The following is a 26,608-nucleotide window of genomic DNA, read 5'->3' as shown; positions in this document are numbered from 1 at the left end:
CGTGGAAGAGGGGTTCAATCGCGCAGCACCACGGAGTGCTCGAAATTCTCCGATATGGCCTGTGTGCCGTCGTCAAAGACCAGTACGCGCTCGGGCCAGCGCATGGCGGCGAGCTTGCTGCGCTGCACGGGGTTGTCGCCACGCAGGCGATCCAGCCAGCGGGCACCCACCGAGTAGTCCACGCAGAACACATTGCCGCGCAGGCCGTGCCAAGACAGCGGTGGTGTGCCGCCGAACAGGTTTTCAAACTGCGAGCCATGCGCGGGTGCGTCGGCCGGGCGCAGGCGGCGCCAGTAGTGGCCGACGATGACGGCAGGCGTCTCCTCATATTCATTCCACCAGCCCACGCGTTCGACAAAACGCCATTTGCCGCCCGCGTAAAAGGGATTGCGGCATTCGCGCTCCACGCCGGCCGTCAGCACCTTCAGAGGGTTGACCATGGCCTTGTTGAGTTCGTTCTCGCTGTGGGCCGGCAGAAACGGCGGCTCGTGGCGATAGTCCTCCAGGCTGTAGGGCCAGCTCAGCGCTTCCTGGCGCATGCGTTCGGCCACGCATTGGGCGATGGCCTGCTCGTCGGCAATCGTCTCGAAGTGGTCATAGGCGGCGCGAGCGCTGCCGTCGGGCAGCTGGCGAATCATGGCAATCTGCTCGGGTCGCCAGGCCGCATGAACAATGCGCAGATCCTCGCGCTCCAGCGCGATCGGCAACTGGCCGAGCTGCTCGAGCATGGCGGGAGTCTGCTCGGCCGGCATGCGCGCGAAAGGCGCGTACTTGGGCTGGTCGGAGTCGATGCGGCTGTCGAAGAACCAGCCCGAGCCATCCTTGGCATCTTCGCGCAGCAGATTGATTTCATGGTTGCCCAGCACCGCATGGGCCGTGCCCGAGGCCAGCATGGCACCGACCAGCGCGAGCACGGAAGGACTGTCCGGCCCACGGTCGCAGAAGTCGCCGACAAACACCAGTCGCCGTCCTTCGGGGTGATGGCCCTGCAGGTCGTAGCCCAGATGGCCCAGCAATTGCACCAGCGCGGCGTATTCGCCGTGGATATCGCCAACGATATCGAGGGCGCCAGGAGGCAGGGGCTGGACTAGGCTCATGATGAAGGACGATAGGCTTGCGGGTTTGGAGGACTCAGGCTGCAGCAGGCTGCCTTGCCATTGTCATACGGCAGTCATGCAATGAAGCTGACAATTGTTGCAACGCAACACCGCGAGGGCAAGAGAGTTTTGTCTCGTGCCGGACTGCTGGCCGCCCCGTGCGGATGCGATCCCGCACGGCACGAAACAAAGGTCAGCCCCGGCGCTCGAAGCGCACAAAACAGTAGGGCAGGCCATTGGCGGAGACATGCTCGCTGCGGCTCATGGCCTGCCACTGAGCGCCCAGTTCGGGGGCAAAGGCATCGCCTTCGAAGTCGCGGCCGATTTCGGTCACTTCCACGGCATCGGCCAGCGGCAGGGCCTGGGCATAGATCTGCGCGCCGCCGATGACCCAGACGTCTTGCGAGAGCTTGTGGCCCAGCTCCAGCGCTTCTGGCAGGCTGGCGGCGCGCAGGACCTGGTCGGACGCCGGCTCGGCTTGCCAGTCGGTCTGGCGGGTGACGACGATATTGCTGCGGCCCGGCAGGGGACGAAAGCGCGCAGGCAGCGAGTCCCAGGTCTTGCGTCCCATGATGACGGCGCAGCCTCGGGTCAGCTCCTTGAAATGCGCCATGTCTTCCGGCAGATGCCAGGGCATGGTGTTGTCCTTGCCGATGACGCCGTTGGCTGCGCGGGCGTAGATGAGTTGAATGGCCATAGCTATCAATAAAGAAGCTGCTGGCGCTTGCTATTCATTGACTTCAGATATGAAAGTATTTGAAATCGCAGGATGGAAAGCGCAAGCAGCTTTGATTTTTATAGTGATCCGGAGGGGTGCAGCTCAGACCGCCACAGGCGCCTTGATGCCGGCATGGTGCTGATAGTCCAGCACTTCGAAGTCTTCGTACTCGTAGCCGAAGATGGAGTCGGGCTTGCGCCTGATGTTCAGCGTCGGATAGGCGAAGGGCTGTCGCGACAGCTGGGTCTGCACCTGTTCGAAGTGATTGTTGTAGATGTGGCAGTCGCCGCCGGTCCAGATGAAGTCGCCCACCTCCAGGCCGCATTGCTGGGCCAGCATATGGGTCAGCAGCGCGTAGCTGGCGATGTTGAAGGGCACGCCCAGGAAGATGTCGGCGCTGCGCTGGTAGAGCTGGCAGCTGAGCTTGCCGTCGGCCACGTAGAACTGGAAGAAGGAGTGGCAGGGCATGAGCGCCATCTGGTCCAGCTCGGCCACGTTCCAGGCGCTGACGATGATGCGGCGGCTGTCGGGATTGCTCTGGAGCTGCTTGACGACTTCGGCAATCTGGTCGACATGCGTGCCGTCGGCCTTGGGCCAGCTGCGCCATTGCACGCCGTAGACCGGGCCCAGGTCGCCGGTTTCCTTGTCGGCCCATTCGTCCCAGATGGTGCAGCCGCGCTCCTGCAGCCATTTCACATTGCTGTCGCCGCGCAGAAACCACAGCAGCTCAAGGATGATGGACTTCAGGTGCACCTTCTTGGTCGTGACCAGGGGGAAGCCTTCATTGAGGTTGAAGCGCATCTGGTAGCCGAACACGCTGCGCGTGCCCGTGCCCGTGCGGTCGGTCTTGGACGCGCCATGCTCGAACACATGGCGCATAAAGGTTTCGTACTGGCAGCGCACGGGGCGCAGGGTGCTGGTGGTGGAGTTCATGGTGCAAAAAGCGGTCAAAGACTTGCAAAGACTGGCTGTGCCGTCAGCGTACACAAGGTGCCGCTGCTCTTGAAGAGGGCGGGCCCGCGGGGGCCGCGATAGTCGAAGTGTGCCACGGGCCGGAGCATGCCGAGTTGCCTGCAGTCAATGACCCGACCTGCGGCCCTGTCAGTCTCAAATCTGCCGCAGCTGGCTTCACAATGTCATGGAAAACAACCGAGCCGAACAAGGAGAGTGAGCTCATGTCACGCAATTTTGTGAGCGCTGCGGCTTTTGCGCTGGCGGCGGCGGCCTTGATGACTGCCTGCGACAAGACCAAGGCACCATCACCCACCGCGGCCGCTGCAGCTGCAGCTGCTGCCGCCCCGCCCGATGCCATGCCCCAGACCCAAGAGCCCGCTGCCACGGCGCAGATCGAGGAGGCGGCCACGGTTTCCATCGAGGAAGTGCGCGTTCCCCATGTGGCCAAGGACGGCGAGCCAGGCCTGGACAGCCTCAAGCCGCTGCAGGGCAAGTACCGCTGGGATGGCGTGGACTATGTGAAGGACGGCGTGCTGGCCCAGCGGCTGAAGACGCTGATGGGCGGCAGTCAGTACGAGACGCTGCTCAAGAACCTGCAGGCCCTGGGGCCGCTGGAGTCTTCCGCAGATCTGCTGTACGTGATGGGCAACCGCCAGCATCAGGGCGGCGAGGAAATGGCCGCCGTGGTGATCGACCCGGTGCGCAACGGCCTGCGGGTCTGGTTGCTCAGCGAGGGCAGGCAGACCGTGTTCACCGATGTGGATGGCGCAGACATCCCCTGGCCCAGCGCGGTTGAGAACATGCTGCGCAATATCGTTGCCTCTCGCTAAAGCCCTGGTCAATGCAAAAAGCCCTGCACAGCAATGCAGGGCTTTTTTGTCGGCGATGCCCGGATCAGCCGCGCGTCAGCACCACGCCGGGGTTCATGAGGCCCTGGGGGTCCAGCGCATTCTTGATGGCGCGCATCATCTGCAGGGCAACGGGGGACTGGTATTTTTCGAGCTTGTCCGTCTTGAGTGCGCCCACGCCATGTTCGGCCGAGAACGAGCCGCCGAAGGCGTCCACGGCCTCGTAGACCAGGTGGTTGACCAGGGCCTCCTTGTCGCGCAGAAAGGCCTTGCCGTCCTCGCCCTCGGGTACTTGCACGTTGTAGTGCAGATTGCCGTCGCCCAGATGGCCGAAGTTGACCAGACGCACGCCGGGAATCTCGCGCTTGAGCACGGCGTCGGCATGCTCGACAAATGCGGGAATGCGCGAGGCGGCGACCGAGATATCGTGCTTGATGTTCAGGCCTTCCTCGGCCTGGGCCAGAGGAATGCTCTCGCGGATATGCCAGAGGTCATGGGCCTGGGTCAGGCTCTCCGCCACCACGGCGTTGACCACGCAGCCGTCTTCAAAGGCCAGCTCCAGCAGGTGTTCGAAGCGCAGGCGCGCATGCTGCTCGGACTCGCTGTCGCTGTTCTCCAGCAGCACGCAATAAGGGGCCTCGTCGCCCATGTCGGCAAAGGGCACGCGCAGCTGCGGCATATGCTTGACGACCAGGCTCAGTGCGAACTGGCCCATGACTTCAAAGCCCGTCAGTCCCGCGCCCAGGTGCTGGTGCGCCAGGCCCAGCAGGCGCACGGCGGCTTCCATGGAGGGGACGGCGGCAAAGGCCGTGAGCTGGGCGGCCGGCTGCGGGAACAGCTTCATGGTGGCGGCGGTGATGATGCCCAGCGTGCCTTCGCTGCCGATGAACAGATCGCGCAGGTCATAGCCGGTGTTGTCCTTGCGCAGGCCCTTGAGGCCGTCCCAGATCTCGCCCTGGGGCGTCACCACTTCCAGGCCCAGGCACAGGTCGCGCGTATTGCCATAGCGCACCACCTGCGTGCCGCCGGCGTTGGTGCCCAGATTGCCGCCAATGGTGCAGCTGCCTTCGGCGGCCAGCGACAGCGGGAACAGCAGGCCTTGCTGGTCAGCCAGCTCCTGCAGGTTCTGCAAAATGCAGCCGGCTTCGACGGTGAAGGTCAGATTGTCCTTGTCGATATGGCGCACGGCGTTCAGGCGCGTCAGGCTGAGCACGATCTGCCGGCCGCTGTCGTCGGGGGTGGAGCCCACGGAAAGCCCGGTATTGCCGCCCTGGGGCACGATCTGCACGCCGGCTGCGGCGCAGGCCTTGACCACGCCGGCCACTTCGGCCGTGTTGCCGGGGCGCACCACGGCCAGGGACTTGCCGTGCACGCGCTTGCGCCAGTCCTGTTCGTAGGCGCTGAGGTCGCCATCGGTCAGCACATGGGGCGCGCCCACAATCTGGCGCAGGGATTCAAGCAAAGCGGTGGAAGTCATGGCAGGCAGGCCGCAGCAAGGCGGCAGAGAGGGGAGACAGACGGAAATCCTAAGCCACGTACAGGGCCGCAGCCGGAAAACCATGAAGCCGCAAGCGTAGAGCATGGCAGACTACGGGACAATCGAAATAAATTGCTTGGTTATGCCGGTTTTTCCGAACAATGTCAGCCTGCGCCAACTGCGCGCCTTTGACGAGGTGTCGCGGCAGGGCGCGTTTGCCCCAGCGGCCCGCGAGCTGTGCCTGACGCAGTCGGCCCTGTCCGAATCCATTCGGCAGCTGGAAGAGGCCCTGGGTCTGCGGCTGTTTGACCGCACCACGCGAACCGTGGGGTTGACGGCCGCCGGCCAGGCCTTCTTGCTCGATGTGCGCCAGGCCTTCGAGACGCTGGAGCAGGGCTTTCAGAACCTGGGCGATCTGGCCGCTCTGCGCCGCGGCAAGGTGCGCATTGCTGCCGCACCGTCGGTGCTGTCGGTGTTGCTGCTGCCGGTGCTGCCGGCCTTGCGGGCCCGACATCCGGGCATCGAGGTGGATCTGATCGAGGACAGCGCCGAAGGCATCGCCCAGCGCGTGCAGGCCGGCAGCGTGGATTTCGGCGTGGGGGCGGCGCACCCGGCAGGCGGCGATTTGCTGACCCAGCCGCTGATCAGCGATGCCATGGGGCTGGTGGCCAGGCTCGATGAGCCCTTGCTGCAGGCGGGGCGGCTGACGGCGGCCGATCTGGCCCAACTGCCCCATCTGGCTTTTGTGGGCCTGACCACCGACACCGCCATCAGCCAGCTGCTGGCTTCGGCACCGGGCATGCCGCAGAACCTGCTGCAGACACCGCTGCGCCTGTCCAATCCGCAACTGCTGTTCGAGGCCGTGAGCCTGGGCCTGGGCGTCAGCATCGTTCCGGCGCTGACGGCGCGTCACCCTTCACTGGGATTGCAGGGCAATCTGGGCTTTCGCCTGCTGGACGAGCCGCGCATCCTGCGCCGTACGCTGCTGATTCAGCGCCCGCGCCGCGCGCTGTCGCCGGCCGCCCAGTTGCTGTTCGATGCGCTGGCGGCGCAGGTGCAGACGCTGGCGCAGTTCGAAGGCATCATGCTTGATTGAGCCGGGCCGCCCTGGCGGCACGCTGGCGCAGGCGCACATGGGCTGCGCAGGCAATGAAGAGCAGCACGCACAGCGCCACCTCTGCCAGCGCCAGCCAGCGGCTGGGTGCGGCATCGCTCCAGGCCCGCACCACGCCCTCGGTGAAGTACAGCCAGACCAGCAGGCTGAGCCAGCGATAGGTGTACATGCGGCGCTTGAGCAGGCCGATCACGGCAAACGCCAGCGGCAGGGCCTTGAGAAACAGCCAGGTGCCGCCTTCGCGCAGCGGGGCCAGCCACAGCTCCCAGGCCACGCACAGCAGCATCAATGCCAGCAGGCTGCCCACGGCCAACCAGCGCGTGGCGGCCACGTCGGAGCCTGGCTGCTGGATTGGTGAAGAAGTGTTTTCGGCGGCTTGGGGCGAGAGGGCGTCGGTCATAGCAGTGGCATCATATCGGTCATGCCAGCCCTGTTTGAATCCGGTCGTTTTGTTTTGCGTTCTGCGCTTGATGTTGCGCAGCACCCGTCCTCCTTTTGCGTTCGTGAAGGAGTGCCGTCATGAAGAAAAACGAGCGTGCCGGCTTTTGGGCTGCGCTGGAAGGCAAGGCGCAGCAAACCAGACCGGTGATGGAAGATCAGGACCGTGCGGTATCGTCGGCGTCGACAGCCTCAACTGCTGCAGCGAGCGTGGCCGCCGAGCCCAGACAGGTCGAGCAGCGCCAGGAACCCAGCCTTGACGGTCCGGGCCTACCGCTGGAGCCAGTGTTCGATCCCATGCCCGATCTTGGCAACGATCTGGCTCGGCCAGAGCCCGTGCCAGCTCCTGCCGCGACGCCTGCGGCGGCATTCAGCACGGCAGCTCAGGGCTGGACCAGCTATTCCACGCCGAATGCGACGCCAGCCCAGGAGCGGAAAGAGGCGCATGCTTCTGTTTCAGGAGTGACCGGCAGTTCTGACCTGCGCCCGGAGCGCGTTGCCGAGCACCCGCGCAGCAGCAGCCTCGACAAGGCCAGGGCGCTGGCGGCCAGCTGCAAGGATCTGGCCGGGCGTATCCCCAGGCCTCAGATGCCCAGCCAGCAGGAGCTCAAGACTGCCTTGCGCCGCAGGAGCCGCCGTGCGCAGCAGCGCCTGCGTACCTTCCCCTGGCACAACACGGCCCAGGTGCTGCTGGCGCGCTTCAAGGAAGACCGTCTGGGCGTGACGGCCAGCAGTCTTACTTTCACATCGCTGTTGGCGCTGGTGCCGTTCTTTACCGTGGCGCTGGCCCTGTTCACGGCCTTCCCGATTTTTGGCAAGGCGCAAAAGGTGCTGGAGCGCTGGCTGATGGACAGCCTGATTCCCGAGACCATTGCGCGCCAGGTGCTGGGCTATCTCACGCAGTTTGCCTCCAAGGCCAGCCAGTTGGGCCTGGTCGGCTTCTCCATCCTGATGGTCACGGCCATTGCGCTGATCCTGACCATCGACCGCACGCTCAACAACATCTGGCGCGTGCGCCAGCTGCGGCCGCTTGGTCAGCGCGTGTTGATCTACTGGGCCGCCATCACGCTGGGGCCGCTGCTGCTGGGCCTGAGCCTGGTGCTGTCGTCCTATGTGATGTCGGCCTCCAAGGGGATGGTCAATGCGCTGCCCGGCAGCCTGCGCTTTGTCTTTGATTCCATAGAGTTCGTGGTGCTGGCCGCCGGCATGGCCGGGCTTTACCACTATGTGCCCAACACGCCGGTGCGCTGGCGCCATGCCTTGGTGGGGGGCGTGTTTGTGGCCGTGTTCATGGAGGTGGCCAAGAAGGTGCTGGGCATCTATCTGTCATCCGTGCCGACCTACTCGGTGATCTACGGTGCGTTTGCCACGCTGCCGATCTTGCTGATCTGGATGTATGTGGCCTGGAGCATTGTGCTGCTGGGGGCCCTGGTCACGGCCTATCTGCCCACGGTGCTTGCAGGGGTGGAGCGGCTGACAGGGCATCGGGGCTGGCAGTTCGAGCTGGCCGTCGAGGTACTGCAATGCCTGGCCAAGGAGCGCGAGCTGCCGCACAAGGGCCTGTATGTGCACCAGCTTTCGCGGCGCCTGCGCGTGGAAGCCTCCCAGATTCAACCCGTGCTGCAGGCGCTGGCCAAGCTGGACTGGGTTGGGGCCGTGCAGCCGCCCGATGCCTATGTGTCGCTTGAGAGCACCGAGCCGCGCTATGTGCTGCTGGTCGATCCGCATGCCACGCGGGTCGAGCCCCTGGTGCAGAGCCTGTTGCTTGAGCCGTCCGAGGCGGTACGGCCGCTGTGGCAGCGCGCCCAGCTCGATGCCATGACCGTGGCCGAGCTGATTGCCGCTCCTGACGGAAATATTCATAGAGTTTGATGGCTGCGGGCAGATATCTATGAATATCTGCACTCAAGACCGGACAGCCGATTCGCTGCCTGCAAAGCAGGCCAGCGGGCGCGCAGCAGAGAGGGAGTGGCACTACATCTTGATGCGGCCCAGCAAGATGTCGCGCCACATCATCCAGTCGCCGAGAAAGCTGTAGAGCGGGCGCTTGAAGCTGGCGGGCTTGTTTTTCTCAAAGCCGAAATGCCCTACCCAGGCAAAGGCATAGCCGCAGATCAGGCCTGCGAGCAAATACCACCAGTCGCCCGTCAAAAACAGCGCCAGCAGAAACACCAGCGACAGGCTGGTACCGATGAAGTGCAGCCGCCTGCAAGTGGCGTTGCTGTGCTCGCCCAGGTAGAAGGGGTAGAACTCGGCAAAGCTCTTGAACTGGCGCGGGTCCACGCTGGCTTTGACAGCGTCGTCCGGTTCTGAGGTCGTGGTCTGTGACATGGCAAACCCCGGTGAAGTGGATACTGTTTTTATACTGCCGACAGCCGGTGCGGGCCAGCGGGTTAGCGAGTGTTGGCAAGTTGCGGTCGGAGGTCTTCGTCACCTGAACGACAGGCTATATACGGCAAGACTGCGCAAAATCGGCCAGATTCGCCATCTTTGCAGCCACTCCAGCTTCTGGCCGAGCTGCCATGAGCGTTCTCTTGCTAAGGTGGCGGCACCGCCCCCTCGCCCCTCAACCCAGACCCTGCCCATGTTTGACGACACCATGCCGCCCGTTGTGATCAGCTCCAGTGAAACCCGTGTTCAGGCGCCCGACGGGCAGCTCCATGTCAAGCGCTGGCAAGCGCAGGGCGGGGCGGCCAAGGCGCCGCTGGTGCTGATGCACGACTCGCTGGGCAGTGTCGATCTGTGGCGCGAATTTCCCGCCCAGCTGGCCGCGGCCACCGGGCGCGAAGTCATTGCCTATGACCGCCTGGGCTTTGGTCATTCGGACCCCAATCCGCATCGGCTTCAACCCAGTTTTGTGGAAAACGAGGTCGCCGCCGGCTTCACGCCGCTTCATCAGGCGCTGGGTCTGGGCGATTTCGTGATGCTGGGACACAGCGTAGGCGGCGGTATGGCGGCCATGGTGGCGGCTGCGTATGGACGCCAATGCCAGGCGTTGATTACCGAATCGGCCCAGAGCTTTGTCGAAGACCGCACCTTGCAGGGCATCAGTACGGCGCGCGACAACTTTGCCCAGCCCGGCCAGCTGGAGCGCCTTGCTCGCTACCATGGCGACAAGGCGGCCTGGGTGCTGTCTGCCTGGGTGGATACCTGGTTGAGCCCGCCTTTTGCGCATTACCGGCTGGATGCGGCCTTGAAGCAGGTGCATTGCCCGGTGCTGGCCATTCACGGCGAGCTCGATGAATTCGGCTCCCTGGTGCATCCCGAGAACATCTGCACCTGGGCGCAAGGCCCTTGCGAGGCGGAAATCATTGCCGGCGGCGGCCATGTGCCGCACCGCGAGCTGCCCGATCGCATCAGCAGCCGCATCGCCGGTTTTCTGTCAAGAATCGCCTGACTCTGTCTGATCTAGGCGCCCGCGCGCGTAGTCGACCAGATCGGCCGGATAGTGGGGGCTGGCGCGCAGGGCGCTGTCATCCCAGCCGTAGAGCACGGCCAGGGCGGCCACCTCCAGCGCCCAGTAGCCCGTGCCCAGCCACGGACTGCCTTTTTTCTGCTGCTTGGGCGAGAGCTTGAGGAACTCCTGGTACTGGGTTTGCAGATAGGGCAGCAGTGGGTTAGGCAGGGCTTCGAGCTGTTCAAAAAATGGCTTCATGGCGCCATAAGGGCGTTTGTGGAAAAGCTCCTCGCTGACCTGCTGCAACTGCAGGCCACCTGCGCAGAGATAATCCAGCAACTGGTCCGTATCGAAGGCCAGCACATGCTCGTCAATCGCCGGTACGTCGTCCTGTGCATCCAGCAGTGTGGCCAGTGACAGCAGGGTCACGGCAGTAGCGTAGTCGTCAGCGCGTGTGTTGATGGGCGCACCTACGCCATAGTCCTCGCCAGTCTCCTGCGCCATGCTGGCGCGCGCATGCTCGGCCACCGAGGCCGCATCAATCCACAGTGCGGCCACTTCCTGGTAGATGGGGCGCAGCACATCGCCGCTCAGGCCAAGATCGATGCCATAGATCAGCAGCCAGCGCGCTTGCGCGCCCACTTCCTTCCATTTCCAGTAGTTTTCCAGCGCGGCATGTGCCTTGAAATCCTGGGGCGCTTTATAGCTGTCGCTGCCGGCAAAGCGCTTGAGCGCGCTCAGTGCCTCCTTCCAGTCGGCTTTTTTATCGCTCAGATTGAGATTGCGCCGGGGCTGCAGACCGTTCAGTGAAATCTTGGCCCATTCGGCGCAGGCGGCAGCCAGTTGGCCGTGGTGCTGGAAGGTTTGGCTCATGGCCCAAGCTTAATGGCTCATGCAGCGAGAAAATCCCGAATCGCGAACAGCGTCGCGTCGGGCGACTCCGTCATCTGGTTGTGGCCGTTGGGAATGATCTGCACGTTCACCGTTTTGCCCGCGTCTTTGGCGGCCTCTATCAAGCCTTTTGCAGCCTTGGGTGGTGTCATTTGGTCTTGCTCGCCCAGCACAAACAGAAGCGGGCAGCTGACCTGCGTCATGGCCGCTTCGCCACCCGCATAGCTGTCACAGGCCTTGAAGCCTGCATGCAGCAGATTCGTGTGAGCGTTGCTGGCCAGCACGCGGCGGCCCAGGGCCATGCCGGCGCCAAACACCCAGCTGCCTGCGCCATTGGGTGGTGCCAGCGTGGCGCGCGAGAAGGTGTTGACCATCTGGATGGCTTTCTCGGGCGTATTCAGCGCTGACTCCAGCAGCGCGGGCGATACCTTCATGGGAAAGGCCGTGCCCACCAGCACCAGATGGCTGATGCGGCTATTTAGCCTGGCCGCAGTCTCCATGGCAATCAGGCTGCCCCAACTATGGCCGATCAGCGCAGCTTGCTGCAGGTTGGCCGCATCCATCAGCGCGCCGATGAAGGTCGCAGCTTCTTCGACAGTTTGCGGGGCCTGGCCGCTGCTTTTGCAATGGCCGGGCAAATCGATGGCCAGGACGTTCCAGCCGTGATTGGCCATATAGCGGCTTTGCAGCGCCCAGACGCTGTGATCGCAGAGCACGCCGTGGATGAAAATGGCTGTGGGCTTGGCCGCGTCGAAAGCCTTGCCGCCGGTGTAGGCGTAGATTTCTGCGCCTTGCACATTGATTTGCATGTTTGTCTCCGGTTCTGTTCTTTGTGGTTCAGCAGTGTTCATTCAGCCATTGCTGGGCCAGTTCGCGTATGTCGTCGCTGGCATCGTGTTCAGCGGCATGCTCAATCGTGGCGCGCTGCGCTGCGCTGGCTTTTTTCCAGTACCGCAGGCCCAGCATGGCCTGATAACGTACGTTCTCGTTGCTGTCGTGACTCAGGGCTTGTGCCAGTACAGGAGTGATGCGCCTGCCCGCGGCGGCCCCAAGGCTTCGCTCTCCCATGATGCAAGCCGCATGAACGCGCACCAGTGCGTGAACGGAATGAAGAGCGAACAGGGCTTGCTCCAAATCCTCAACCCGAAGGCTGCAATAGCCGGTTCCGGGCGATAGCTCTTCATTCAGTGCCTGGGTCAAGGCCGGATGCTTGAGGTCCAGTGCCCGCTCCAGCGGCGCGTAATCAAGGTGCAGGGCCGTGGCTCCTGGCTTGCTGTTCCAGGAGCGGTAGGGGTAGGCAATGCCCTGCGCGATTCTGTCCACAGGCACGGCCGTGGTGCCTATTTGCTGCTGCAGCCATTCCTGGTCGCCTAGCGACCCCAAGGCACTGGCGCACCAGCCTCGCTCGCTTTCTTCCCTGGGGCTGCGGATGGGGGTCTGAACCTGTTGGCGCAGTGCAGCCAGTACCTGTTCGTCCCGGTAAGCTATCTGGGCCAGCAACATGGCCGCACGCCATTGTTTGCCAGACCGAGTCAGCATGGGCAGCAGTGCATGAGCCACCTGGCTGTGATCCAGGGCAAGCAGCGCAGTCTCGGCCTCTTCGCCCAGCACTTGCGCCTCTTTTGGGCTCAGTCCCAGTTCCGGGCACCCGATACCTTCAAGACAGCTCAGATGGTATTGCAGTTGTTGAGCGGGGGGGAGCGCGGCAACTCTGGTGCGTCTTTGCGCTTCCTGGTCATGGCTGGGAAACAATGCAAGAAAGCGCGCCTCCCCCATGCTCTCGCGTGCCATGGCTTCGCATTCCTGAGTGTCTTCCACGTAGATCAGCACCGCAAACTCTGGAGTGAGCTGGCTGGCCCATGGCGATTTTTGACAGGCTTTGGTCAGTTGCTTGCAGATGCGGATCAGCGCCTTGATCAGGCGCGCTTCGGTACGCAACCAGTGGGCAGGCGTGCTTTTATTGGCCTCGGCCAGCAAGGCTTGCTCCAGTTGCTCCAACTCCTGAGAGTCCGAGGCCGAATCCAGCTCTTCCCATTCCCAATCCGGTGGGTTCCAGCGCAGACTGCCCAACTGGCCGGAATCCAGGTCGAATTCGGACAAGCGACCCTGCGGCTCGGGGGCATCCGCCATTTGTGAATAAGCCTGCTCGCTATTGGCAGACAGCGTGGGCAGGTAAATGGGGCCGTCCTGCTCACGATACAGGCCGTTCAGTGCTAGCGCGTAGATGCTTTCCTGAGGGTTCGCGGCCAGGAAAGCCTGAGCATCTTGCCAGTAGATGCTGAATAAAGTCTGTTCAAACTGCTTCCAGTCCAGCGATGCAGAAGTTGTGGCAACCATGCTTGTTCAGGTCTTTCAGGCGGCTTTCTCGGCCGCCTTCAGTGCGCGCTTGAGGTCGTCGATCAGGTCGTCGGCATCTTCCAGGCCGATGGACAGTCGTATCGTGCCCTGGCCGATGCCGGCCTGGGCCAGCGCCTCGTCGCTCATGCGGAAATGCGTGGTGCTGGCGGGGTGGATCACGAGAGAGCGGCAGTCGCCCACATTGGCCAGATGGCTGAAGACCTTCAGTGTCTCGATGAACTTCTTGCCCTGGTTGCGGTTGCCGGCAATGTCAAAGCTGAACACAGAGCCTGCGCCGCGCGGCAGCAGCTTCCTGGCCAGAGCGTGCGAGGGGTGGGTCTCCAGCATGGGGTGGCCCACGCGACTGACCAGCGGGTGGCTGGCGAGGAACTGCACCACTTTCTCGGTGTTGCGCATATGGCGCTCCATACGCAGCGGCAGGGTTTCAATGCCTTGCAGGATCAGCCAGGCACTGTGCGGACTCATGCAGGCGCCGAAGTCACGCAGGCCTTCGCGGCGCGCGCGCAGCAAGAAGGCACCGGTGGTGGACTCCTCGCTGAATACCATGTTGTGAAAGCCGTCATAGGGCTGGGTCAGCTCGGGAAAGCGCCCCGATTTTTCCCAGTCGAAGCTGCCGCCATCGACGACGATGCCGCCGATCACCGTGCCGTGACCGGACAGGAACTTGGTGGCCGAGTGGTAGACGATGTCCGCGCCATGCTCGAAAGGCTTGATCAGCCAGGGCGAGGTCAGGGTCGAGTCCACCAGCAGCGGCACGCCGGCTTCGTGGGCGATCTGGCTGACCGTGGGGATGTCCAGCACATCCAGGCCGGGGTTGCCCACGGTCTCGCCAAAGAACAGCTTGGTGTTGGGGCGCACCGCAGCCTTCCAGCCATCGATGTCGCCGGGCTTGACGAAGGTAGTCTCTATGCCGAAGCGCGCCAGCGTGTAGTGCAGCAGATTCTGCGAGCCGCCGTACAGCGCCGTGCTGGCCACGATATGGCTGCCCGCGCCCATCAGCGTGGCAATCGACAGGTGCAGCGCCGCCTGGCCGCTGGCCACGGCAATCGCGCCCACGCCGCCTTCCAGGGCCGAGACGCGCTGCTCGAGCACTGCGTTGGTGGGATTGGAGATGCGGCTGTAGACATGACCGGGGCGCTCCAGATTGAACAGGCTTGCCGCGTGGTCGCTGGATTCGAAGACAAAGGACGTGGTCAGATGGATGGGTACGGCACGTGCGCCGGTGGCGGGGTCGGGCTGGGCGCCTGCATGCAGGCTCAGGGTGTCAAAGCCGGGGTCAGAGTAGCCGGGCATGTTTTGTCTCCATGGCTGGTTTTGATCGACGTAATGTGTGATCGAGCACGCAATCAAATATCGATTTGGTCGGATAGACGAATGAATATGTAGAAATTCATATGTTTCGTCATTGCTTTAGTTTTTCTCAATGCAAGCCATTGTGGGCTATATTTGTGCACGTACCTGCATTCTGTGCAAAGCGATGCCGCATGTGCTGACACATGCAGGACAAAAGCTGCCACAGCGTGCCAAACAGATTCGGAGAACAGCAATGAAAGTTAGTGACATCCTGCGCGTCAAAGGCAATACCCTGTACACGGTGTCGCCCGACGAAAGCCTGGCCGCGGCGGTGCAGGTGATGTCGGAGAAGGACATCGGCTCGCTGGTCGTGATGGATCACGGCGATGTGGTGGGCATGCTCACTTTCCGTGAAGTGATCCAGGGTTTTGTGAAGACCGGCGGCGTGGAGAACATCTCCGTGCGCGGCGCCATGGACGATGCGCCCATGACCTGCACCATGGAAACCGATATGGACGAGGTGCGTCGCATGATGCTGGACCGCCATGCGCGCTATATGCCCGTGATGGACAAGCGCATGCTGATGGGCGTGATCTCGCTGTATGACGTGGCCAAGGCCGTGGTGGACAGCCAGAACTTCGAGAACCGCATGCTCAAGGCCTATATCCGCGACTGGCCCGAAGGCGAGCGCCAGGGCGCCGAATAAGCCAGCTTTTCAAGCCCGGCTTTTGCTGCAGACCCCGCCGAGGCGGGGTTTTTCATGTCCTGCCTGATGTTTGCTGCAGGCGGTGCAGCGTTGCCTTAAGGCTGTCGGTCAGCCGGGCTGTGCGGGCGCTGATACAGGCGTTGGCGGCTTTACCTTGCGCAGACCCTTGAGCAGCAGCCCCACAAAGCACAGCAAGGCGACACCCAGGCCCACCATCATGCCGATCACGGCCTTGCCGTAGCCGCAGGCATACTGGCCCGCGCAGCGCGACGGTGCAAATTCGAAGAACAGCAGACCACCGGCGCCGCCGATCACCACGGACATCAGGGCCGAGGCCAGAATAAACGCAAGTTTGAGCATGGTGAAAAGACTTTAGGCAGGACAGTGTGCAGCCGTCAATCATCACTTCAACGATAATCGGTAGCCTATGAGCGGCAATACCTTCGGCACAATTTTCACGGTCACCAATTTCGGTGAGTCCCACGGTCCGGCCATTGGCTGTGTGATTGACGGCTGCCCTCCGGGCATGGCCTTGAGCGAGGCGGACATCCAGCATGATCTGGACCGTCGCCGTCCCGGCACCAGCAAGTTCGTCACCCAGCGCAACGAGCCCGACGCGGTCGAGATCCTCTCGGGCGTCTACGAGGGTAAAACCACGGGCACGCCGATCGCCCTGCTGATCCGCAACACCGATCAGCGCAGCAAGGATTACTCCAATATCGCGCAGAGCTTTCGTCCCGGTCATGCCGACTATGCCTACTTCCAGAAGTACGGCATCCGTGATCCGCGCGGCGGCGGGCGCTCCTCGGCACGCCTGACGGCGCCTACCGTGGCTGCGGGTGCCGTGGCCAAGAAATGGCTCAAGGAAAAGTTCGGCACCGAGTTCCGCGCCTGCATGACCCAGATCGGCGAGCTGCCCATCGGTTTCGAGAGCTGGGAGCATGTGCCGCACAACCCCTTTTTCGCGCCCGTGGCCGATGTGAGCCGCTTCGAGGAATACATGGAGCAGCTGCGCAAGAGTGGCGATTCCTGCGGCGCGGCGCTGCGTGTGAACGCCAGCAATATGCCGGTCGGCCTGGGCCAGCCCCTGTATGACCGCCTGGACGCCGACATCGCCTACGCCATGATGGGTCTGAACGCCGTCAAGGCCGTGGAGATCGGCGCAGGCTTTGACAGCGTGGCCCAGCGCGGCACCACGCATGGCGATTCGCTGAGTCCCGAGGGTTTCCGCAGCAATAATGCGGGCGGCATCGTGGGCGGCATCAGCACCGGCCAGGATCTGGAAGTGCGCATCGGCATCAAGCCCACCAGCTCCATCATCACGCCGCGTGAGTCCATAGACGTGCACGGCCAGAGCACCGAAGTCATCACCAAGGGGCGCCACGACCCCTGCGTGGGCATCCGCGCCGCGCCGATCGCCGAGGCGCTGCTGGCGCTGGTGGTGATGGACCATGCGCTGCGCCACCGCGCGCAGAATGCCGATGTGGATTCGGGCCTGACTCCGATTCCGGCCTCGGCCAGCTGACATCACCCAGACCTTTTTGTGCGTTACAAGCTCTGACTCAGGAGAGTCCGATGGTTGCAACTGACAAAAAACCGGATCAACGCCAGCCTCGCGCTCCGTCGCCAGGCTGGCGTTGTGCTTTTCGCAAGGTCGCCGTCCCCCTTTGCGCTGCGCTGGGCTTGAGCGCATGCAGCGGTGGTGCGACAAGGCCGGCCAGCATGGAGATCACCGTGCTGGGCTTCAATGACCTGCACGGCCATCTGGAGCCGCCCGGGCTGGCGGTGACGGCACAGAACGCGCAGGGCCGGAACGTCGCCGTGCCCGCCGGCGGCGTGGCCTACATGGCCCGGGCCATCGCCCAGCGCCGCCAGGCCAGCCGCCATGTGGCACTGGTCACGGCAGGGGACATGATCGGGGCCTCGCCCATGGTCTCCGCGCTGTTTCTCGATGAACCGACGATAGAGGTGCTCAACCTCATGCGGGTGGACTTCGCGGCCACCGGCAATCACGAATACGACCAGGGCGTGGCCGAGCTGCAGCGCATGCAGAACGGTGGCTGCGAGAAGTTCACCAGCAAGCAGCCATGCCAGATCAGCCAGCCCTTCAGAGGCGCGCAGTTCCCGTTTCTCGCGGCCAATACGCTGCGTGAAGACGGCCGGCCGCTGTTTCCGGCGACCGGGGTGAAGTTCTTCGAGCAAGACGGTCTGCGCATAGGCGTGGGTTTCATCGGCATGACGCTCAGGAATACCCCGCATATGGTGCGACCCAGCGGGGTCAGGGGGCTGGCATTCGCCGACGAGGCACAGACGGCGAATGCGCTGATTCCACAGCTGCGTGCTCAGGGCGCCGATGTGATCGTGCTGCTGATCCATGAGGGCGGGGCCACCACGTCGGGCCTGCAGGACGATAGCTGCAAAGGCCTCTCCGGCGCGATCGTGCCGATTCTGGGGCAGCTCTCCAGCGAGGTCGATGTGGTGATTTCCGGTCACACCCATCGCTCCTATATCTGCGATTACGCCAGGGTGAATGCCCGTAAGCCGTTTCTGCTGACCAGCGCCGGCCAGTACGGCACGCTGCTGACCGAAGTCAGACTGACGGTGGATGCGCGCACCGGCCGCGTCAGTCGCAAATCGGCGCATCAGGCCATCGTGCAGGGCGAGGGCTATCGCAGTGCTGGTGGCCAAGTGGGCTTGCAGCCCGATTTTCCGGTCTTTGACGCCGATGCCGAAGTGGCGGCGCTGGTGGCGCGCTACAAGGCAGCGGCCCGACCGCTGGCCGAGGCTGGCGCAGGGCGGCTGGCCGGACCTGTCAGTCGCATGCCGCAAGCCAATGGCGAAAGCGTGATGGGACGCATCGTGGCCGACGCCATACTCGCTGCCACGCGCGATGCCGCCGCAGGCGGGGCGCAGCTGGCCTTTGTGAACCCCGGCGGCGTCCGCGCCGACCTGCTGCCCGTGGCCGACGGCAGCGTGACCTATGGACAGTTGTTCAGCGTTCAGCCGTTCGGCAATACGCTGATGGTGATGAGTCTGACGGGCGAACAGATTCGCCAGGCACTGGAGCAGCAGTTCGACAGCGGCAGCAACACCGTGAGCGCGCCGCGCATTCTGCAGGTGTCTGAGGGCTTCAGCTACCGCTTCGACCGCAGCCAGCCCGCAGGCCGGCGCGTGAGCGAGCTGCGCCTGAACGGCCGGCGGCTCGAGATGTCGCGGCGCTACCGCGTGGGACTGCAAAGCTATCTGGGCAGCGGCGGCGACAACTTCAGCATCTTCGCGCAAGGCATCGATGTGGTGGGCGGCATGCTGGATCTGGATGCACTGGCGGAATATCTGCGCGAGCAAAGCCGCAGCGGCCCGATGGTGCTACCTTTGAAGGAGCGCATCATGCGTGTTCATTAACGATATCAGATAAAAATCTATCTGATATCCCTTGAATTATTGCGCTAGATGCTCATAAGTTGATAGTAAACGCCTGCCGTCAAGCGCGCAAAACAAAAGCCACCCGAGGGTGGCTTTTGTCATGGCGGCGGTCAGGCCTGTGGCTTTCTGGCGGCCTTGGCCTTGGGACTGCGAACCTCATCCATGATGTTCTTGAAGTCGTCCACATCCTCGAAGCTGCGGTATACGCTGGCAAACCGGATATAGCCGACCTTGTCCAGGCCCTTGAGTTCATCCATCACCAGCTCGCCAAGGCGGCTGGAATCGATTTCACGCTGGCCCAGATTGAGCAGCCTGTCCTCGATGCGCTCTATGGCCGCATCGATGAGTTCGGTGCTCACGGGGCGCTTGCGTAGCGCGATCTGAAAAGAGCCTTGCAGCTTGGCGCGCTCGTATTCGATACGGCGGCCGTCTCTCTTGACCACGGTCGGAAAGCTGACCTCGGGGCGCTCGTAGGTCGTGAAGCGCTTGTCGCAGCCGCCACAGCGGCGGCGGCGGCGAATGAAGCCCCCGTCCTCGGACTCGCGGGTCTCAACAACTTGCGTGTCCGGGTGGTTGCAGAAGGGGCACTTCATGACAGATCAGCGCAGCAGGAATTACTTGCTGTAGACAGGGAACTTGGCGGTCAGCGCGGCCACCTTGGCGCGCACGGCGGCCAGATTGGCTTCGTCTTCGGGCTTGTCCAGCACATCGGCCACCAGATTTGCGGTGATGCGGGCTTCTTCCTCGCCGAAACCACGGGTGGTCATGGCGGGCGTGCCGATACGGATGCCGCTGGTCACGAAGGGCTTCTCGGGGTCGTTGGGGATGGCGTTCTTGTTCACGGTGATGTGAGCCAGACCCAGGGCCGCTTCGGCAGCCTTGCCGGTAATGCCCTTGGCGCGCAGGTCCACCAGCATCACGTGGCTTTCGGTGCGGCCGGAGACGATGCGCAGACCGCGCTCGGTCAGCGTTTCGGCAAACACCTTGGCGTTGTTCACGACCTGTTCCTGGTAGGCCTTGAACTCGGGAGTTAGGGCTTCCTTGAACGCCACGGCCTTGCCGGCGATGACATGCATCAGGGGACCGCCTTGCAGGCCGGGGAAGATGGCGCTGTTGATGGCCTTCTCGTGCTCGGCCTTCATCAGGATCACGCCACCACGGGGGCCACGCAGGCTCTTGTGAGTGGTGGTTGTGACCACGTCGGCGTGGGGCACGGGGTTGGGGTACACGCCAGCGGCAATCAGGCCGGCATAGTGGGCCATGTCCACCCAGAAGATGGCGCCGACTTCCTTGGCTATTCTTGCGAAGCGCTCGAAGTCGATGCGCAGGGCATAGGCGGAAGCGCCAGCCACGATGATGCGGGGCTTGTGCTCGCGGGCCAGCTCTTCGAGCTTGTCGTAGTCGATGGCTTCGTCGGCGTTCAGACCGTAGGAAACGGCCTTGAACCATTTGCCGGACATGTTCAGCGCCATGCCGTGGGTCAGGTGACCGCCTTCGGCCAGGCTCATGCCCAGAATGGTGTCGCCGGGCTTGGCGAAAGCCATCAGCACAGCCTGGTTGGCCTGAGAGCCGGAATTGGGTTGCACATTGGCGGCTTCGGCGCCAAAGATCTGCTTGATGCGGTCAATGGCCAGCTGTTCGACCACGTCCACATGCTCGCAGCCACCGTAGTAGCGCTTGCCGGGGTAGCCTTCGGCGTACTTGTTGGTCAACTGGGAGCCCTGGGCTTCCATTACGGCGGGCGAGCAGTAGTTCTCGCTGGCGATCAGCTCGATGTGCTCTTGCTGGCGATGGTTTTCAGCTTCAATAGCTGCAAACAGTTCGGGGTCGACTTTCGCGACGGTATCGGTGCGTTGAAACATGGCAGTCCTGTGAACTTAGAAATTCCCTTGAGGCCAAGGGCTGCCCAGGCGAACGGCTGAAACGCTTGCAGGCTGCAGTCGCTGCGGCCCTGGGCGGTACGCTCCCCGGTGGTTCACAGACCTTGCAGTCTGCCGGATTCCACGTCAGCGGCAGAAAATTCTGCGCCTATCGCCAGTTGCGTACACCCGCTAGTGTAGCTGAGCTGGCATGGCTGAAAAACCTATGTCCGTTTTTCCCGCAGGACCTAGCCGGGGCATAAAAAAAGCTGGCCGGAGCCAGCTTGAGAAATGCAGGGGTCTGCCGCTTAGAGGTTGGAGTTGGCCAGTGCCACTTGCTGAGCGTGAGAGACCTTGGTGGCTTCGTCGGACTTGGCCGTCATCAGCGGGCTGGCCTGCAGGCCCACGCCTTGGCGCAGACGCTGGTGTTCGGCAAGGACCTTGGCAGCATAGCCGCCGTCCGAAGGAAGATTGGCTGCACCCACGTAGTAACGCAGGCCACCCTCGATGGAGCCGGCGCGGGCAATGCATTCCTTGAGCACCTTGACGCCGACCTTGAGATTGGTCACCGGGTCGAAGGCAGCGTGCTGGCCGCCAAAGCTTTCGTACTTGTCGGTGTGCACGGAAGTCATCACCTGCATCAGGCCCTGGGCACCGACCGAACTCTGGGCAAACGGGTTGAAGCTCGATTCAATGGCCATGATGGCCAGAATCAGCGTCGGATCCAGCTTGTTGGCTTTGCCCTGGACATAGGCTTCGCTGACCAGGGCGGCAATCGGTTCGGGCGCCACCCGGTATTTTTTGCTGAGCCAGTAGGCCACAGCCGCCTGCTCCTTGGGCAGGTTCTTGGGGTTGACGGCCGTGGCGCGGTCGCTGGCGACGACGATGTTGGCGGAAGCAGGGGCTTCCTCCACTTCGGCGGCAGCCACAACGGTGCTGGCGGGCAGGCGTGTGTCGAGCCACTCGCGCAGCTCGGTTGCACCGGCCAGACGCAGGTCCGGACGAGAGATCAGAATCAGGGCCGAAATGGCCACGGCCAAGCCCAGCAGGGCGAAACCGTTGTGAGTAAGAGCAAGAAAACCGTGGGCCGTCTTATGGCCCAACGTTCGCGCAGAGGCGATTAATTTTCCTGACGCTGGCATAGCTTGTCCTTTCTTGGCTATCGCCCGAGGTCGCACCGGATCAATCTCGCGGTGCAACCAGGACAACTGGCCGATGAGGTTTGCTGCGGGCCGATTAAAAGCGCCCCTTGGGGCGCCGATCGGTCTGCTCAGTCGTGAGGCAGCGGAAACAAAAAACGCTCATTTCGAGCGCTGGCGGATTCTAGAAGCGCCCTAAATATTCAGTCAACACTAACAAAAATACTTTTTAGATTTTAAAATTATATAAAAGCTGTATGAATATACAGCTTGCTCAAGAAATTACAGCAAAAAATCACGGATTCAAGAGGTGTATACGCTCACATCGTTTTATTTGTCATCAAGGCGAAATAAAGTGCAAAAAGCCTGGTAGCCCTACACAAGCACAGATATAGTGAATCTGCCTGCACGTTGCAGGTGCTTGCCAAAGGAAAGGAAAAGCAAATTCCGCCGAGGCCTTTGATTCCATGGGCTGTTGGCACTTGCTCTTTATCTTCGCTTGAGGCACAAAAGGGAGCAATCGTTGCTTCCAGCGGCAAGGACCACACCCTCCTTGAACCGCGAAAAACGGCCCGGTCTGGTACCGGCCGTAAAGCCCGGAAGTCGGTTTCGCCACTTCCGGGCTTTGTCATTTCCGGCGTTGCCGTTTTTCTGAAGCGCATTGTTTGCATTTTTCACGTTCATCTGCCTCTGGTCGGCATTCCTATAGCGCAAACTTCTCCCTGGAAACGCCTCTTGCCTCTATCTATATATAGAGCGCAATCTAGATACACCAGAGTGCGCTCAAGGTACAGTGGTGTTCCGGGCGCGCGGCGGGTCCCGCCCCTGAGAGTCTTGGAAGGCTTTCAATCTCTGCATCAATAACAATTGCCCATGTCCTTGCTCACATCGAATCGCTGGCTTCGTCGGCTGATCTGGTCTGTTCTTGCTCTTTTGCTGTTATGGCTGTTGCTGTGGGCGGTAGTGCCCTGGGTGGCCAAAAGCCAGCTGGAAAAACGGGCCGCCGAGAAGCTGGGGCGCGGCGTGCATGTGGGAAAGATCGAGTTTGCGCCCTGGGCCATGTCCATCACCTTGCACGAACTGGTGATCGATAAAGCTATAAAAAAAGTAGCTGAAACTGCTGATGCAGAAGGCTCTGGGGCTCAGAAAGATCTGGAGTCTGCCGCCGAGCCACAGCTGCAGATCAAGCGCATCTTCATCAATGCCAGCGCGCAGTCCTTGTTCAGGCTTGCTCCTGTGCTGGATGCGATCGAGGTCGATGCGCCGGTGGTGCGACTGACCCAGCATTCGCTGGGCAAGCTCGATATCGACGATGTGATTGCCAGGCTCTCCGAGCCCGATGACGAAGAGCCGTCCAAGCCCTTGAGCTTTGCGCTCTACAACATTGCATTGCGCGACGGCCGTATCGAGCTCAATGACGAGTTTGTGCAGCGCAAGCACGAGCTCAAGGACTTGCAGCTGAGCATTCCTTTCATCAGCAATCTGGCCTCCAAGCGCGAGATCAAGGTGCTGCCACATCTGGCTTTCGATCTCAACGGCAGCAAGTTCGACACGTCGGGCGAGAGCACGCCGTTCACCGACACCCGCCAGACGGCGATGCAACTCAAATGGGAGCACATCGATCTGGCCCCTTATCTGGGCTATGTGCCTGCCAGCGTTCCCGTGCAGCCTCTGTCTGGCGTGCTGGACACGGATTTGCAGATCAGCTTCGAGCAAAAAGACCAGCCTGTGGTCAGCATCAACGGCAAGCTGGCCTTGAGCAATGTCGCGGTGCAGGACCGCCAGAGCGCACCGTTGCTGAACTTTGAGGCACTGGAGGTACAGCTCAAGAATGTTCAGCCTCTGCAGAACCAGATTGCGCTCGAATCGGTACGCTGGGTCAAGCCCGAGGTTTATGCCAGCCGCAATGCGCAGGGCGTGATCAACTGGTTGGGGTTGAATGCGCCGTCCACCGCTGCAGCAGCGCCCGCCGTAAATGCAGAGCCTGAGTCTGATTCCTCCGGCACCAAGGCCGAGGCGCCCGCCCAGTCCCTCGCAGTGAGCGTGAAGCAGTTCGATATCGATAGCGCTACAGTGCATTGGAGGGATGCTGCTACAGGCGCGGCGCCTGCGGCGCTGACCTTGGCTCCTTTGATGCTGCAGGTCAAGAATCTGGCTTGGCCCATGAAGGAGCCTTTGCAACTGACGGCTACTGCAGGCCTGCAAACGACTGAGCAGGCCCGGGCGGAAGGGGCCGCTAGGCTGGCTGTGGATGGAGAAGCCACGGACAAGGTGGGCAAGCTCAATCTCAAGCTCGAGCAGATGCCGCTGCAATGGGTGCAGCCCTATATGGAAGCGCATTTCAAGCCGCAGCTCAGCGCCATGCTCAATACCGATGCCCGGATTTCCTGGGGTGAGGGCGCAGTTGTGGCAGAGGTGGCCGAGCTGACCGCCGACAAGCTGCAGCTGCAGGACAAGCAGGCCCCTGTCAGTGTCGAACAGATCAAGGTCAGCGGCGTTCAGGTCGATCTTGCTGCCCGGCAGGTGCAGGTGGAGGCCATTGCCGTGCAGAAACCGCAGCTCGCGGCCCTGCGTGACGCACAAGGGCACTGGATGTACGAGCGTTGGTTGCCCGTGGCAGCGCCTGCAGCCAAGCCGGCAACGCAGGGCAGCAAGGCGGAGCCGGGCAAGCCCTGGTCGGTCAAACTGGCAGCGATTGCCGTGGATGGCGGTGCGCTGCAGTTTCGCGATGCAGCACCTGTGCAAGGCGGGAGTGCACGGCCCGTGCAACTGGATGTGAGCGCATTGCGCGTGCGCCTGGGTGCTTTCGAGCCTCTGGCGGCCAAGGCGGCGCCGACTCCGCTGGAGGTCTCGGCTCAGCTCGCTGCCAGTCGCCGTGTGCAGGCTGGTCATATTCAGTTCAAGGGGCAGTTGGGTCTGACCCCGGTTTCGGCTCAGGGGCAGTTGCAGGCCCGTGCCGTGCCCTTGCATGCGCTGGAGCCGTATTTTGGTCACAAGCTCAATGTGGATCTGGTGCGTGCCGACGGCAACTTCCGGGGCAAGCTTAACTATCTGGCACATGCCAAGGGGCCGCAGTTGTCTGTGTCGGGCGATGTGGAGCTCAACGACCTGCGTGTACGTTCCACGCTTGCGGCTCCTGTGCAGGAGGAGGTGGGCAAGCCCAGTACCGCCAAGGGCGCGCTGACGGCGGTGCTCAATGACTCCACGGCAGACCGTGCCAAGGCACTGGCTGCGCGCACAGGTCTGGGCCTGGGCGATGATTTGCTGGCCTGGAAAACACTGGTGGTGCGCGGCCTGGACCTGAATATGCAGCCGGCCCAGCCGCTGCGGGTGAGCGTGCGCGAAACCGCGCTGAGCGACTTTTTTGCGCGCGTCATCGTGCAGCGCAACGGCCGCATCAATTTGCAGGACATTGTGAAGACCGAAAAGTCCGAACAGTCCGTCGCGCAGAACGAAGAGGCGAATGCCCAGGCGGCTGCAGGCGAGAAGCCCGAGCTCAGCAGGCCCGTGGCCGAGCCCGTAAAGCCCGAAGATGCCGGCCCCGCGCCCATCATCAAGGTAGGGCCCATTGTGCTGACGGGCGGCAAGGTGCAGTTTTCCGACTACTTCATTCAGCCCAACTACTCGGCCGATCTGAGTGAGCTGACCGGCCGTCTGAGTGCCTTTTCTTCGCAGGCTCCTGCAGGCCAGGTCGAGCCGCAAATGGCCGATCTAGAAATCAAGGGCAAGGCCCAGGGTACGGCGAAGCTCGATATCAGCGGCAAGGTCAACCCGCTGGCCAAGCCTCTGGCACTGGATGTACGCGCCCAGATGAATGACCTGGAGCTGTCGCCGCTGTCGCCATATTCCATCAAGTATGCGGGCTATGGCATAGAGCGCGGCAAGCTCTATATGGATGTGAACTACAAGGTGCAGCCTGATGGGCAGCTCACGGCATCGAACAAGCTGGTGCTGCGCCAATTGACCTTTGGCGACAAGGTGGAGGGCGCGCCCGCATCGCTGCCCGTCAAGCTGGCGGTGGCCCTGCTGTCCGACCGCAACGGCGTGATCGATCTCGATGTGCCTCTGAGTGGCTCGCTCAACGACCCGCAGTTCCGTCTGGCGCCCATCATCTTCAAGGTGATCGGCAACATCATCATGAAGGCCGTGACCGCGCCGTTTGCGCTGTTGTCGGGAGCGTTCTCGGGTGGCGACGAGTCGGGCGCAGTCAACTTTGCGCCGGGCAGCGCCAAGCTCGACGGCAAGGCCAGGGAGCAACTGGCCAAGATCGTCAAGGCACTCAACGACCGCCCCGCACTCAAGATGACGGTGGTGGGTGAGTCGCGTGAGGCCGAAGACAAGGAGGCCTGGAAGACTGAAGAGCTGGATCGTCTGCTGCTGGCCCAAAAGCGCCGCAACGTGATTCGCGAAGGCAAGAGTGGCGACGAGGTGATGGAGTTCAGCGATGCCGAGCGTCCGGCTCTGCTCAAGGCCGTTTACGGCCGTGCCGACATCAAAAAGCCCCGCAACATGGTCGGAATGGCCAAGGATCTGCCTGCAGAGCAGATGACGGCGCTGCTGGTGGCCAGCATCAAGGTGCCTGACGATGCCATGCGCGAGCTGGCGCTGGCGCGCGGTGTGGCTGTGCGGGACTATCTGTCCACGCAGCAACTGCCGCTGGAGCGCCTGTTCCTGGGCGCTCCCAAGCTGGATGTGCAGGACAAGGACTGGACGCCACGTGCCCAGTTGAGCCTGTCTGCGCAGTGATGAAAGTGCTGCGAAATACCTTGCGATTTCGCATTTTTTGGCTTGCCTTTAAATAAAGGCGAAAATACCGGTTTGCCCAGGTGCGCATGTGCCTGGGCTTGCGCTTGGAAAGTCTGCCCTCATGTGGGTTGGCACTGGCCCGTTGCAGCG

General features: G+C 62.5%; 23 protein-coding genes and 1 riboswitch. Of the genes, 8 read left to right on the top strand and 15 right to left on the bottom strand.

What is annotated here, in order from left to right; genetic code table 11:
- Positions 1 to 14: 14 nt before the first annotated feature.
- The 3 genes from CTR2_RS19070 to CTR2_RS19060 form a co-directional block, all read right to left on the bottom strand.
- Entirely contained in the window at positions 15 to 1,097 is a 1,083-nt protein-coding gene (locus tag CTR2_RS19070; protein WP_087081873.1) for a metallophosphoesterase, read from the bottom strand.
- Positions 1,098 to 1,290: 193 nt separating this feature from the next.
- Complete coding sequence (locus CTR2_RS19065) at positions 1,291 to 1,794, bottom strand: dihydrofolate reductase (protein WP_087081875.1); 504 nt, start codon at positions 1,792 to 1,794, stop codon at positions 1,291 to 1,293.
- 123 nt (positions 1,795 to 1,917) lie between these two features.
- Positions 1,918 to 2,748 (bottom strand): thymidylate synthase, encoded by an 831-nt coding sequence (locus tag CTR2_RS19060; protein WP_176391615.1) that lies wholly within the window; start codon positions 2,746 to 2,748, stop codon positions 1,918 to 1,920.
- A 242-nt stretch (positions 2,749 to 2,990) separates the two neighbouring features.
- Here CTR2_RS19060 and CTR2_RS19055 point away from each other — a divergent pair, with 242 nt between their 5' ends.
- Positions 2,991 to 3,599 (top strand): hypothetical protein, encoded by a 609-nt coding sequence (locus tag CTR2_RS19055; protein WP_087081877.1) that lies wholly within the window; start codon positions 2,991 to 2,993, stop codon positions 3,597 to 3,599.
- Between the two features lie 64 nt (positions 3,600 to 3,663).
- On the opposite strand, the gene CTR2_RS19050 is transcribed toward CTR2_RS19055, so the two are convergent.
- Positions 3,664 to 5,094 (bottom strand): FAD-binding oxidoreductase, encoded by a 1,431-nt coding sequence (locus tag CTR2_RS19050; protein ID WP_012839149.1) that lies wholly within the window; start codon positions 5,092 to 5,094, stop codon positions 3,664 to 3,666.
- A 142-nt stretch (positions 5,095 to 5,236) separates the two neighbouring features.
- On the opposite strand from CTR2_RS19050, the gene CTR2_RS19045 reads away from it, so the two are divergent.
- The gene (locus tag CTR2_RS19045; protein ID WP_087081878.1) at positions 5,237 to 6,190 is read left to right on the top strand and encodes a LysR family transcriptional regulator; all 954 of its coding nucleotides are present in this window, start codon (positions 5,237 to 5,239) and stop codon (positions 6,188 to 6,190) included.
- On the opposite strand, the gene CTR2_RS19040 is transcribed toward CTR2_RS19045, so the two are convergent.
- Positions 6,177 to 6,692 (bottom strand): DUF2069 domain-containing protein, encoded by a 516-nt coding sequence (locus CTR2_RS19040; RefSeq protein ID WP_087081880.1) that lies wholly within the window; start codon positions 6,690 to 6,692, stop codon positions 6,177 to 6,179. The two genes, CTR2_RS19045 and CTR2_RS19040, sit on opposite strands and share 14 nt — an antisense overlap.
- 542 nt (positions 6,693 to 7,234) lie before the next feature.
- On the opposite strand from CTR2_RS19040, the gene CTR2_RS19035 reads away from it, so the two are divergent.
- Positions 7,235 to 8,518: a YihY family inner membrane protein gene (locus CTR2_RS19035; protein WP_238707771.1), complete on the top strand. Its 1,284-nt coding sequence runs from the start codon at positions 7,235 to 7,237 to the stop codon at positions 8,516 to 8,518.
- 102 nt (positions 8,519 to 8,620) lie between these two features.
- On the opposite strand, the gene CTR2_RS19030 is transcribed toward CTR2_RS19035, so the two are convergent.
- On the bottom strand, positions 8,621 to 8,977 hold the full coding sequence (locus tag CTR2_RS19030) for an Mpo1-like protein (RefSeq protein WP_003063755.1): 357 nt from the start codon (positions 8,975 to 8,977) through the stop codon (positions 8,621 to 8,623).
- A gap of 253 nt (positions 8,978 to 9,230) precedes the next feature.
- Here CTR2_RS19030 and CTR2_RS19025 point away from each other — a divergent pair, with 253 nt between their 5' ends.
- Positions 9,231 to 10,043: an alpha/beta fold hydrolase gene (locus CTR2_RS19025; protein WP_087081884.1), complete on the top strand. Its 813-nt coding sequence runs from the start codon at positions 9,231 to 9,233 to the stop codon at positions 10,041 to 10,043.
- On the opposite strand, the gene CTR2_RS19020 is transcribed toward CTR2_RS19025, so the two are convergent.
- Genes CTR2_RS19020 through CTR2_RS19005 form a run of 4 tightly spaced genes read right to left on the bottom strand, consistent with a single transcriptional unit; the run spans position 10,029 to position 14,585 of the window.
- On the bottom strand, positions 10,029 to 10,916 hold the full coding sequence (locus tag CTR2_RS19020) for a PoNe immunity protein domain-containing protein (protein WP_087081886.1): 888 nt from the start codon (positions 10,914 to 10,916) through the stop codon (positions 10,029 to 10,031). The genes CTR2_RS19025 and CTR2_RS19020 overlap by 15 nt on opposite strands.
- A 17-nt stretch (positions 10,917 to 10,933) precedes the next feature.
- On the bottom strand, positions 10,934 to 11,743 hold the full coding sequence (locus CTR2_RS19015; protein ID WP_087081888.1) for an alpha/beta fold hydrolase: 810 nt from the start codon (positions 11,741 to 11,743) through the stop codon (positions 10,934 to 10,936).
- Between the two features lie 28 nt (positions 11,744 to 11,771).
- Positions 11,772 to 13,271, bottom strand: a complete 1,500-nt coding sequence (locus CTR2_RS19010) for a DUF4303 domain-containing protein (protein ID WP_087081889.1) — start codon at positions 13,269 to 13,271, stop codon at positions 11,772 to 11,774.
- A 15-nt stretch (positions 13,272 to 13,286) separates the two neighbouring features.
- A complete protein-coding gene (locus CTR2_RS19005) occupies positions 13,287 to 14,585 on the bottom strand; it encodes an O-acetylhomoserine aminocarboxypropyltransferase (RefSeq protein WP_003076227.1) in 1,299 nt (432 codons plus the stop codon).
- A 253-nt stretch (positions 14,586 to 14,838) separates the two neighbouring features.
- Between CTR2_RS19005 and CTR2_RS19000 the strand changes: the two genes are divergently transcribed.
- Positions 14,839 to 15,291 (top strand): CBS domain-containing protein, encoded by a 453-nt coding sequence (locus CTR2_RS19000; protein ID WP_003053381.1) that lies wholly within the window; start codon positions 14,839 to 14,841, stop codon positions 15,289 to 15,291.
- Between the two features lie 108 nt (positions 15,292 to 15,399).
- Here CTR2_RS19000 and CTR2_RS18995 read toward each other — a convergent pair whose 3' ends face one another.
- Positions 15,400 to 15,651, bottom strand: a complete 252-nt coding sequence (locus CTR2_RS18995; RefSeq protein WP_254913250.1) for a hypothetical protein — start codon at positions 15,649 to 15,651, stop codon at positions 15,400 to 15,402.
- Positions 15,652 to 15,718: 67 nt separating this feature from the next.
- Between CTR2_RS18995 and aroC the strand changes: the two genes are divergently transcribed.
- Positions 15,719 to 16,816, top strand: a complete 1,098-nt coding sequence (gene aroC, locus CTR2_RS18990; protein WP_087081891.1) for a chorismate synthase — start codon at positions 15,719 to 15,721, stop codon at positions 16,814 to 16,816.
- 50 nt (positions 16,817 to 16,866) lie between these two features.
- Positions 16,867 to 18,693 carry a bifunctional metallophosphatase/5'-nucleotidase gene (locus tag CTR2_RS18985; protein ID WP_087081893.1) on the top strand — a complete coding sequence of 609 codons (1,827 nt, stop codon included), beginning with the start codon at positions 16,867 to 16,869 and terminating at the stop codon, positions 18,691 to 18,693.
- A gap of 131 nt (positions 18,694 to 18,824) precedes the next feature.
- Here CTR2_RS18985 and nrdR read toward each other — a convergent pair whose 3' ends face one another.
- The 4 genes from nrdR to CTR2_RS18965 form a co-directional block, all read right to left on the bottom strand.
- Positions 18,825 to 19,307, bottom strand: a complete 483-nt coding sequence (gene nrdR, locus CTR2_RS18980) for a transcriptional regulator NrdR (RefSeq protein WP_087081895.1) — start codon at positions 19,305 to 19,307, stop codon at positions 18,825 to 18,827.
- Positions 19,308 to 19,328: 21 nt separating this feature from the next.
- Positions 19,329 to 20,576 (bottom strand): serine hydroxymethyltransferase, encoded by a 1,248-nt coding sequence (glyA, locus tag CTR2_RS18975; protein ID WP_003063740.1) that lies wholly within the window; start codon positions 20,574 to 20,576, stop codon positions 19,329 to 19,331.
- A 35-nt stretch (positions 20,577 to 20,611) separates the two neighbouring features.
- Positions 20,612 to 20,766, bottom strand: a riboswitch (ZMP/ZTP riboswitch).
- Between the two features lie 115 nt (positions 20,767 to 20,881).
- A complete protein-coding gene (locus CTR2_RS18970) occupies positions 20,882 to 21,715 on the bottom strand; it encodes a lytic transglycosylase domain-containing protein (RefSeq protein WP_034359288.1) in 834 nt (277 codons plus the stop codon).
- 317 nt (positions 21,716 to 22,032) lie between these two features.
- Complete coding sequence (locus CTR2_RS18965) at positions 22,033 to 22,383, bottom strand: hypothetical protein (protein WP_140400995.1); 351 nt, start codon at positions 22,381 to 22,383, stop codon at positions 22,033 to 22,035.
- Positions 22,384 to 22,585: 202 nt separating this feature from the next.
- Here CTR2_RS18965 and CTR2_RS18960 point away from each other — a divergent pair, with 202 nt between their 5' ends.
- Positions 22,586 to 26,458: a DUF748 domain-containing protein gene (locus CTR2_RS18960; RefSeq protein WP_087081897.1), complete on the top strand. Its 3,873-nt coding sequence runs from the start codon at positions 22,586 to 22,588 to the stop codon at positions 26,456 to 26,458.
- Positions 26,459 to 26,608 lie beyond the last annotated feature (150 nt).

It is taken from the genome of Comamonas thiooxydans (assembly GCF_002157685.2).
In the GTDB taxonomy this organism is placed as follows: Bacteria; Pseudomonadota; Gammaproteobacteria; order Burkholderiales; family Burkholderiaceae_C; genus Comamonas; species Comamonas testosteroni_H.
This window is presented reverse-complemented; position numbering and strand designations above follow the sequence as displayed.

What these genes read in the sequence shown, in the direction of transcription:
- CTR2_RS19070 (WP_087081873.1), bottom strand. Translation starts at nt 1,097, where the DNA reads ATGAGCCTAGTCCAGCCCCTGCCTCCTGGCGCCCTCGATATCGTTGGC.
- CTR2_RS19065 (WP_087081875.1), bottom strand. Translation starts at nt 1,794, where the DNA reads ATGGCCATTCAACTCATCTACGCCCGCGCAGCCAACGGCGTCATCGGC.
- CTR2_RS19060 (WP_176391615.1), bottom strand. Translation starts at nt 2,748, where the DNA reads ATGAACTCCACCACCAGCACCCTGCGCCCCGTGCGCTGCCAGTACGAA.
- CTR2_RS19055 (WP_087081877.1), top strand. Translation starts at nt 2,991, where the DNA reads ATGTCACGCAATTTTGTGAGCGCTGCGGCTTTTGCGCTGGCGGCGGCG.
- CTR2_RS19050 (WP_012839149.1), bottom strand. Translation starts at nt 5,094, where the DNA reads ATGACTTCCACCGCTTTGCTTGAATCCCTGCGCCAGATTGTGGGCGCG.
- CTR2_RS19045 (WP_087081878.1), top strand. Translation starts at nt 5,237, where the DNA reads ATGCCGGTTTTTCCGAACAATGTCAGCCTGCGCCAACTGCGCGCCTTT.
- CTR2_RS19035 (WP_238707771.1), top strand. Translation starts at nt 7,235, where the DNA reads ATGCCCAGCCAGCAGGAGCTCAAGACTGCCTTGCGCCGCAGGAGCCGC.
- CTR2_RS19030 (WP_003063755.1), bottom strand. Translation starts at nt 8,977, where the DNA reads ATGTCACAGACCACGACCTCAGAACCGGACGACGCTGTCAAAGCCAGC.
- CTR2_RS19025 (WP_087081884.1), top strand. Translation starts at nt 9,231, where the DNA reads ATGTTTGACGACACCATGCCGCCCGTTGTGATCAGCTCCAGTGAAACC.
- CTR2_RS19020 (WP_087081886.1), bottom strand. Translation starts at nt 10,916, where the DNA reads ATGAGCCAAACCTTCCAGCACCACGGCCAACTGGCTGCCGCCTGCGCC.
- CTR2_RS19015 (WP_087081888.1), bottom strand. Translation starts at nt 11,743, where the DNA reads ATGCAAATCAATGTGCAAGGCGCAGAAATCTACGCCTACACCGGCGGC.
- CTR2_RS19010 (WP_087081889.1), bottom strand. Translation starts at nt 13,271, where the DNA reads ATGGTTGCCACAACTTCTGCATCGCTGGACTGGAAGCAGTTTGAACAG.
- CTR2_RS19005 (WP_003076227.1), bottom strand. Translation starts at nt 14,585, where the DNA reads ATGCCCGGCTACTCTGACCCCGGCTTTGACACCCTGAGCCTGCATGCA.
- CTR2_RS19000 (WP_003053381.1), top strand. Translation starts at nt 14,839, where the DNA reads ATGAAAGTTAGTGACATCCTGCGCGTCAAAGGCAATACCCTGTACACG.
- CTR2_RS18995 (WP_254913250.1), bottom strand. Translation starts at nt 15,651, where the DNA reads ATGCTCAAACTTGCGTTTATTCTGGCCTCGGCCCTGATGTCCGTGGTG.
- aroC (WP_087081891.1), top strand. Translation starts at nt 15,719, where the DNA reads ATGAGCGGCAATACCTTCGGCACAATTTTCACGGTCACCAATTTCGGT.
- CTR2_RS18985 (WP_087081893.1), top strand. Translation starts at nt 16,867, where the DNA reads ATGGTTGCAACTGACAAAAAACCGGATCAACGCCAGCCTCGCGCTCCG.
- nrdR (WP_087081895.1), bottom strand. Translation starts at nt 19,307, where the DNA reads ATGAAGTGCCCCTTCTGCAACCACCCGGACACGCAAGTTGTTGAGACC.
- glyA (WP_003063740.1), bottom strand. Translation starts at nt 20,576, where the DNA reads ATGTTTCAACGCACCGATACCGTCGCGAAAGTCGACCCCGAACTGTTT.
- CTR2_RS18970 (WP_034359288.1), bottom strand. Translation starts at nt 21,715, where the DNA reads ATGCCAGCGTCAGGAAAATTAATCGCCTCTGCGCGAACGTTGGGCCAT.
- CTR2_RS18965 (WP_140400995.1), bottom strand. Translation starts at nt 22,383, where the DNA reads ATGCAAACAATGCGCTTCAGAAAAACGGCAACGCCGGAAATGACAAAG.
- CTR2_RS18960 (WP_087081897.1), top strand. Translation starts at nt 22,586, where the DNA reads ATGTCCTTGCTCACATCGAATCGCTGGCTTCGTCGGCTGATCTGGTCT.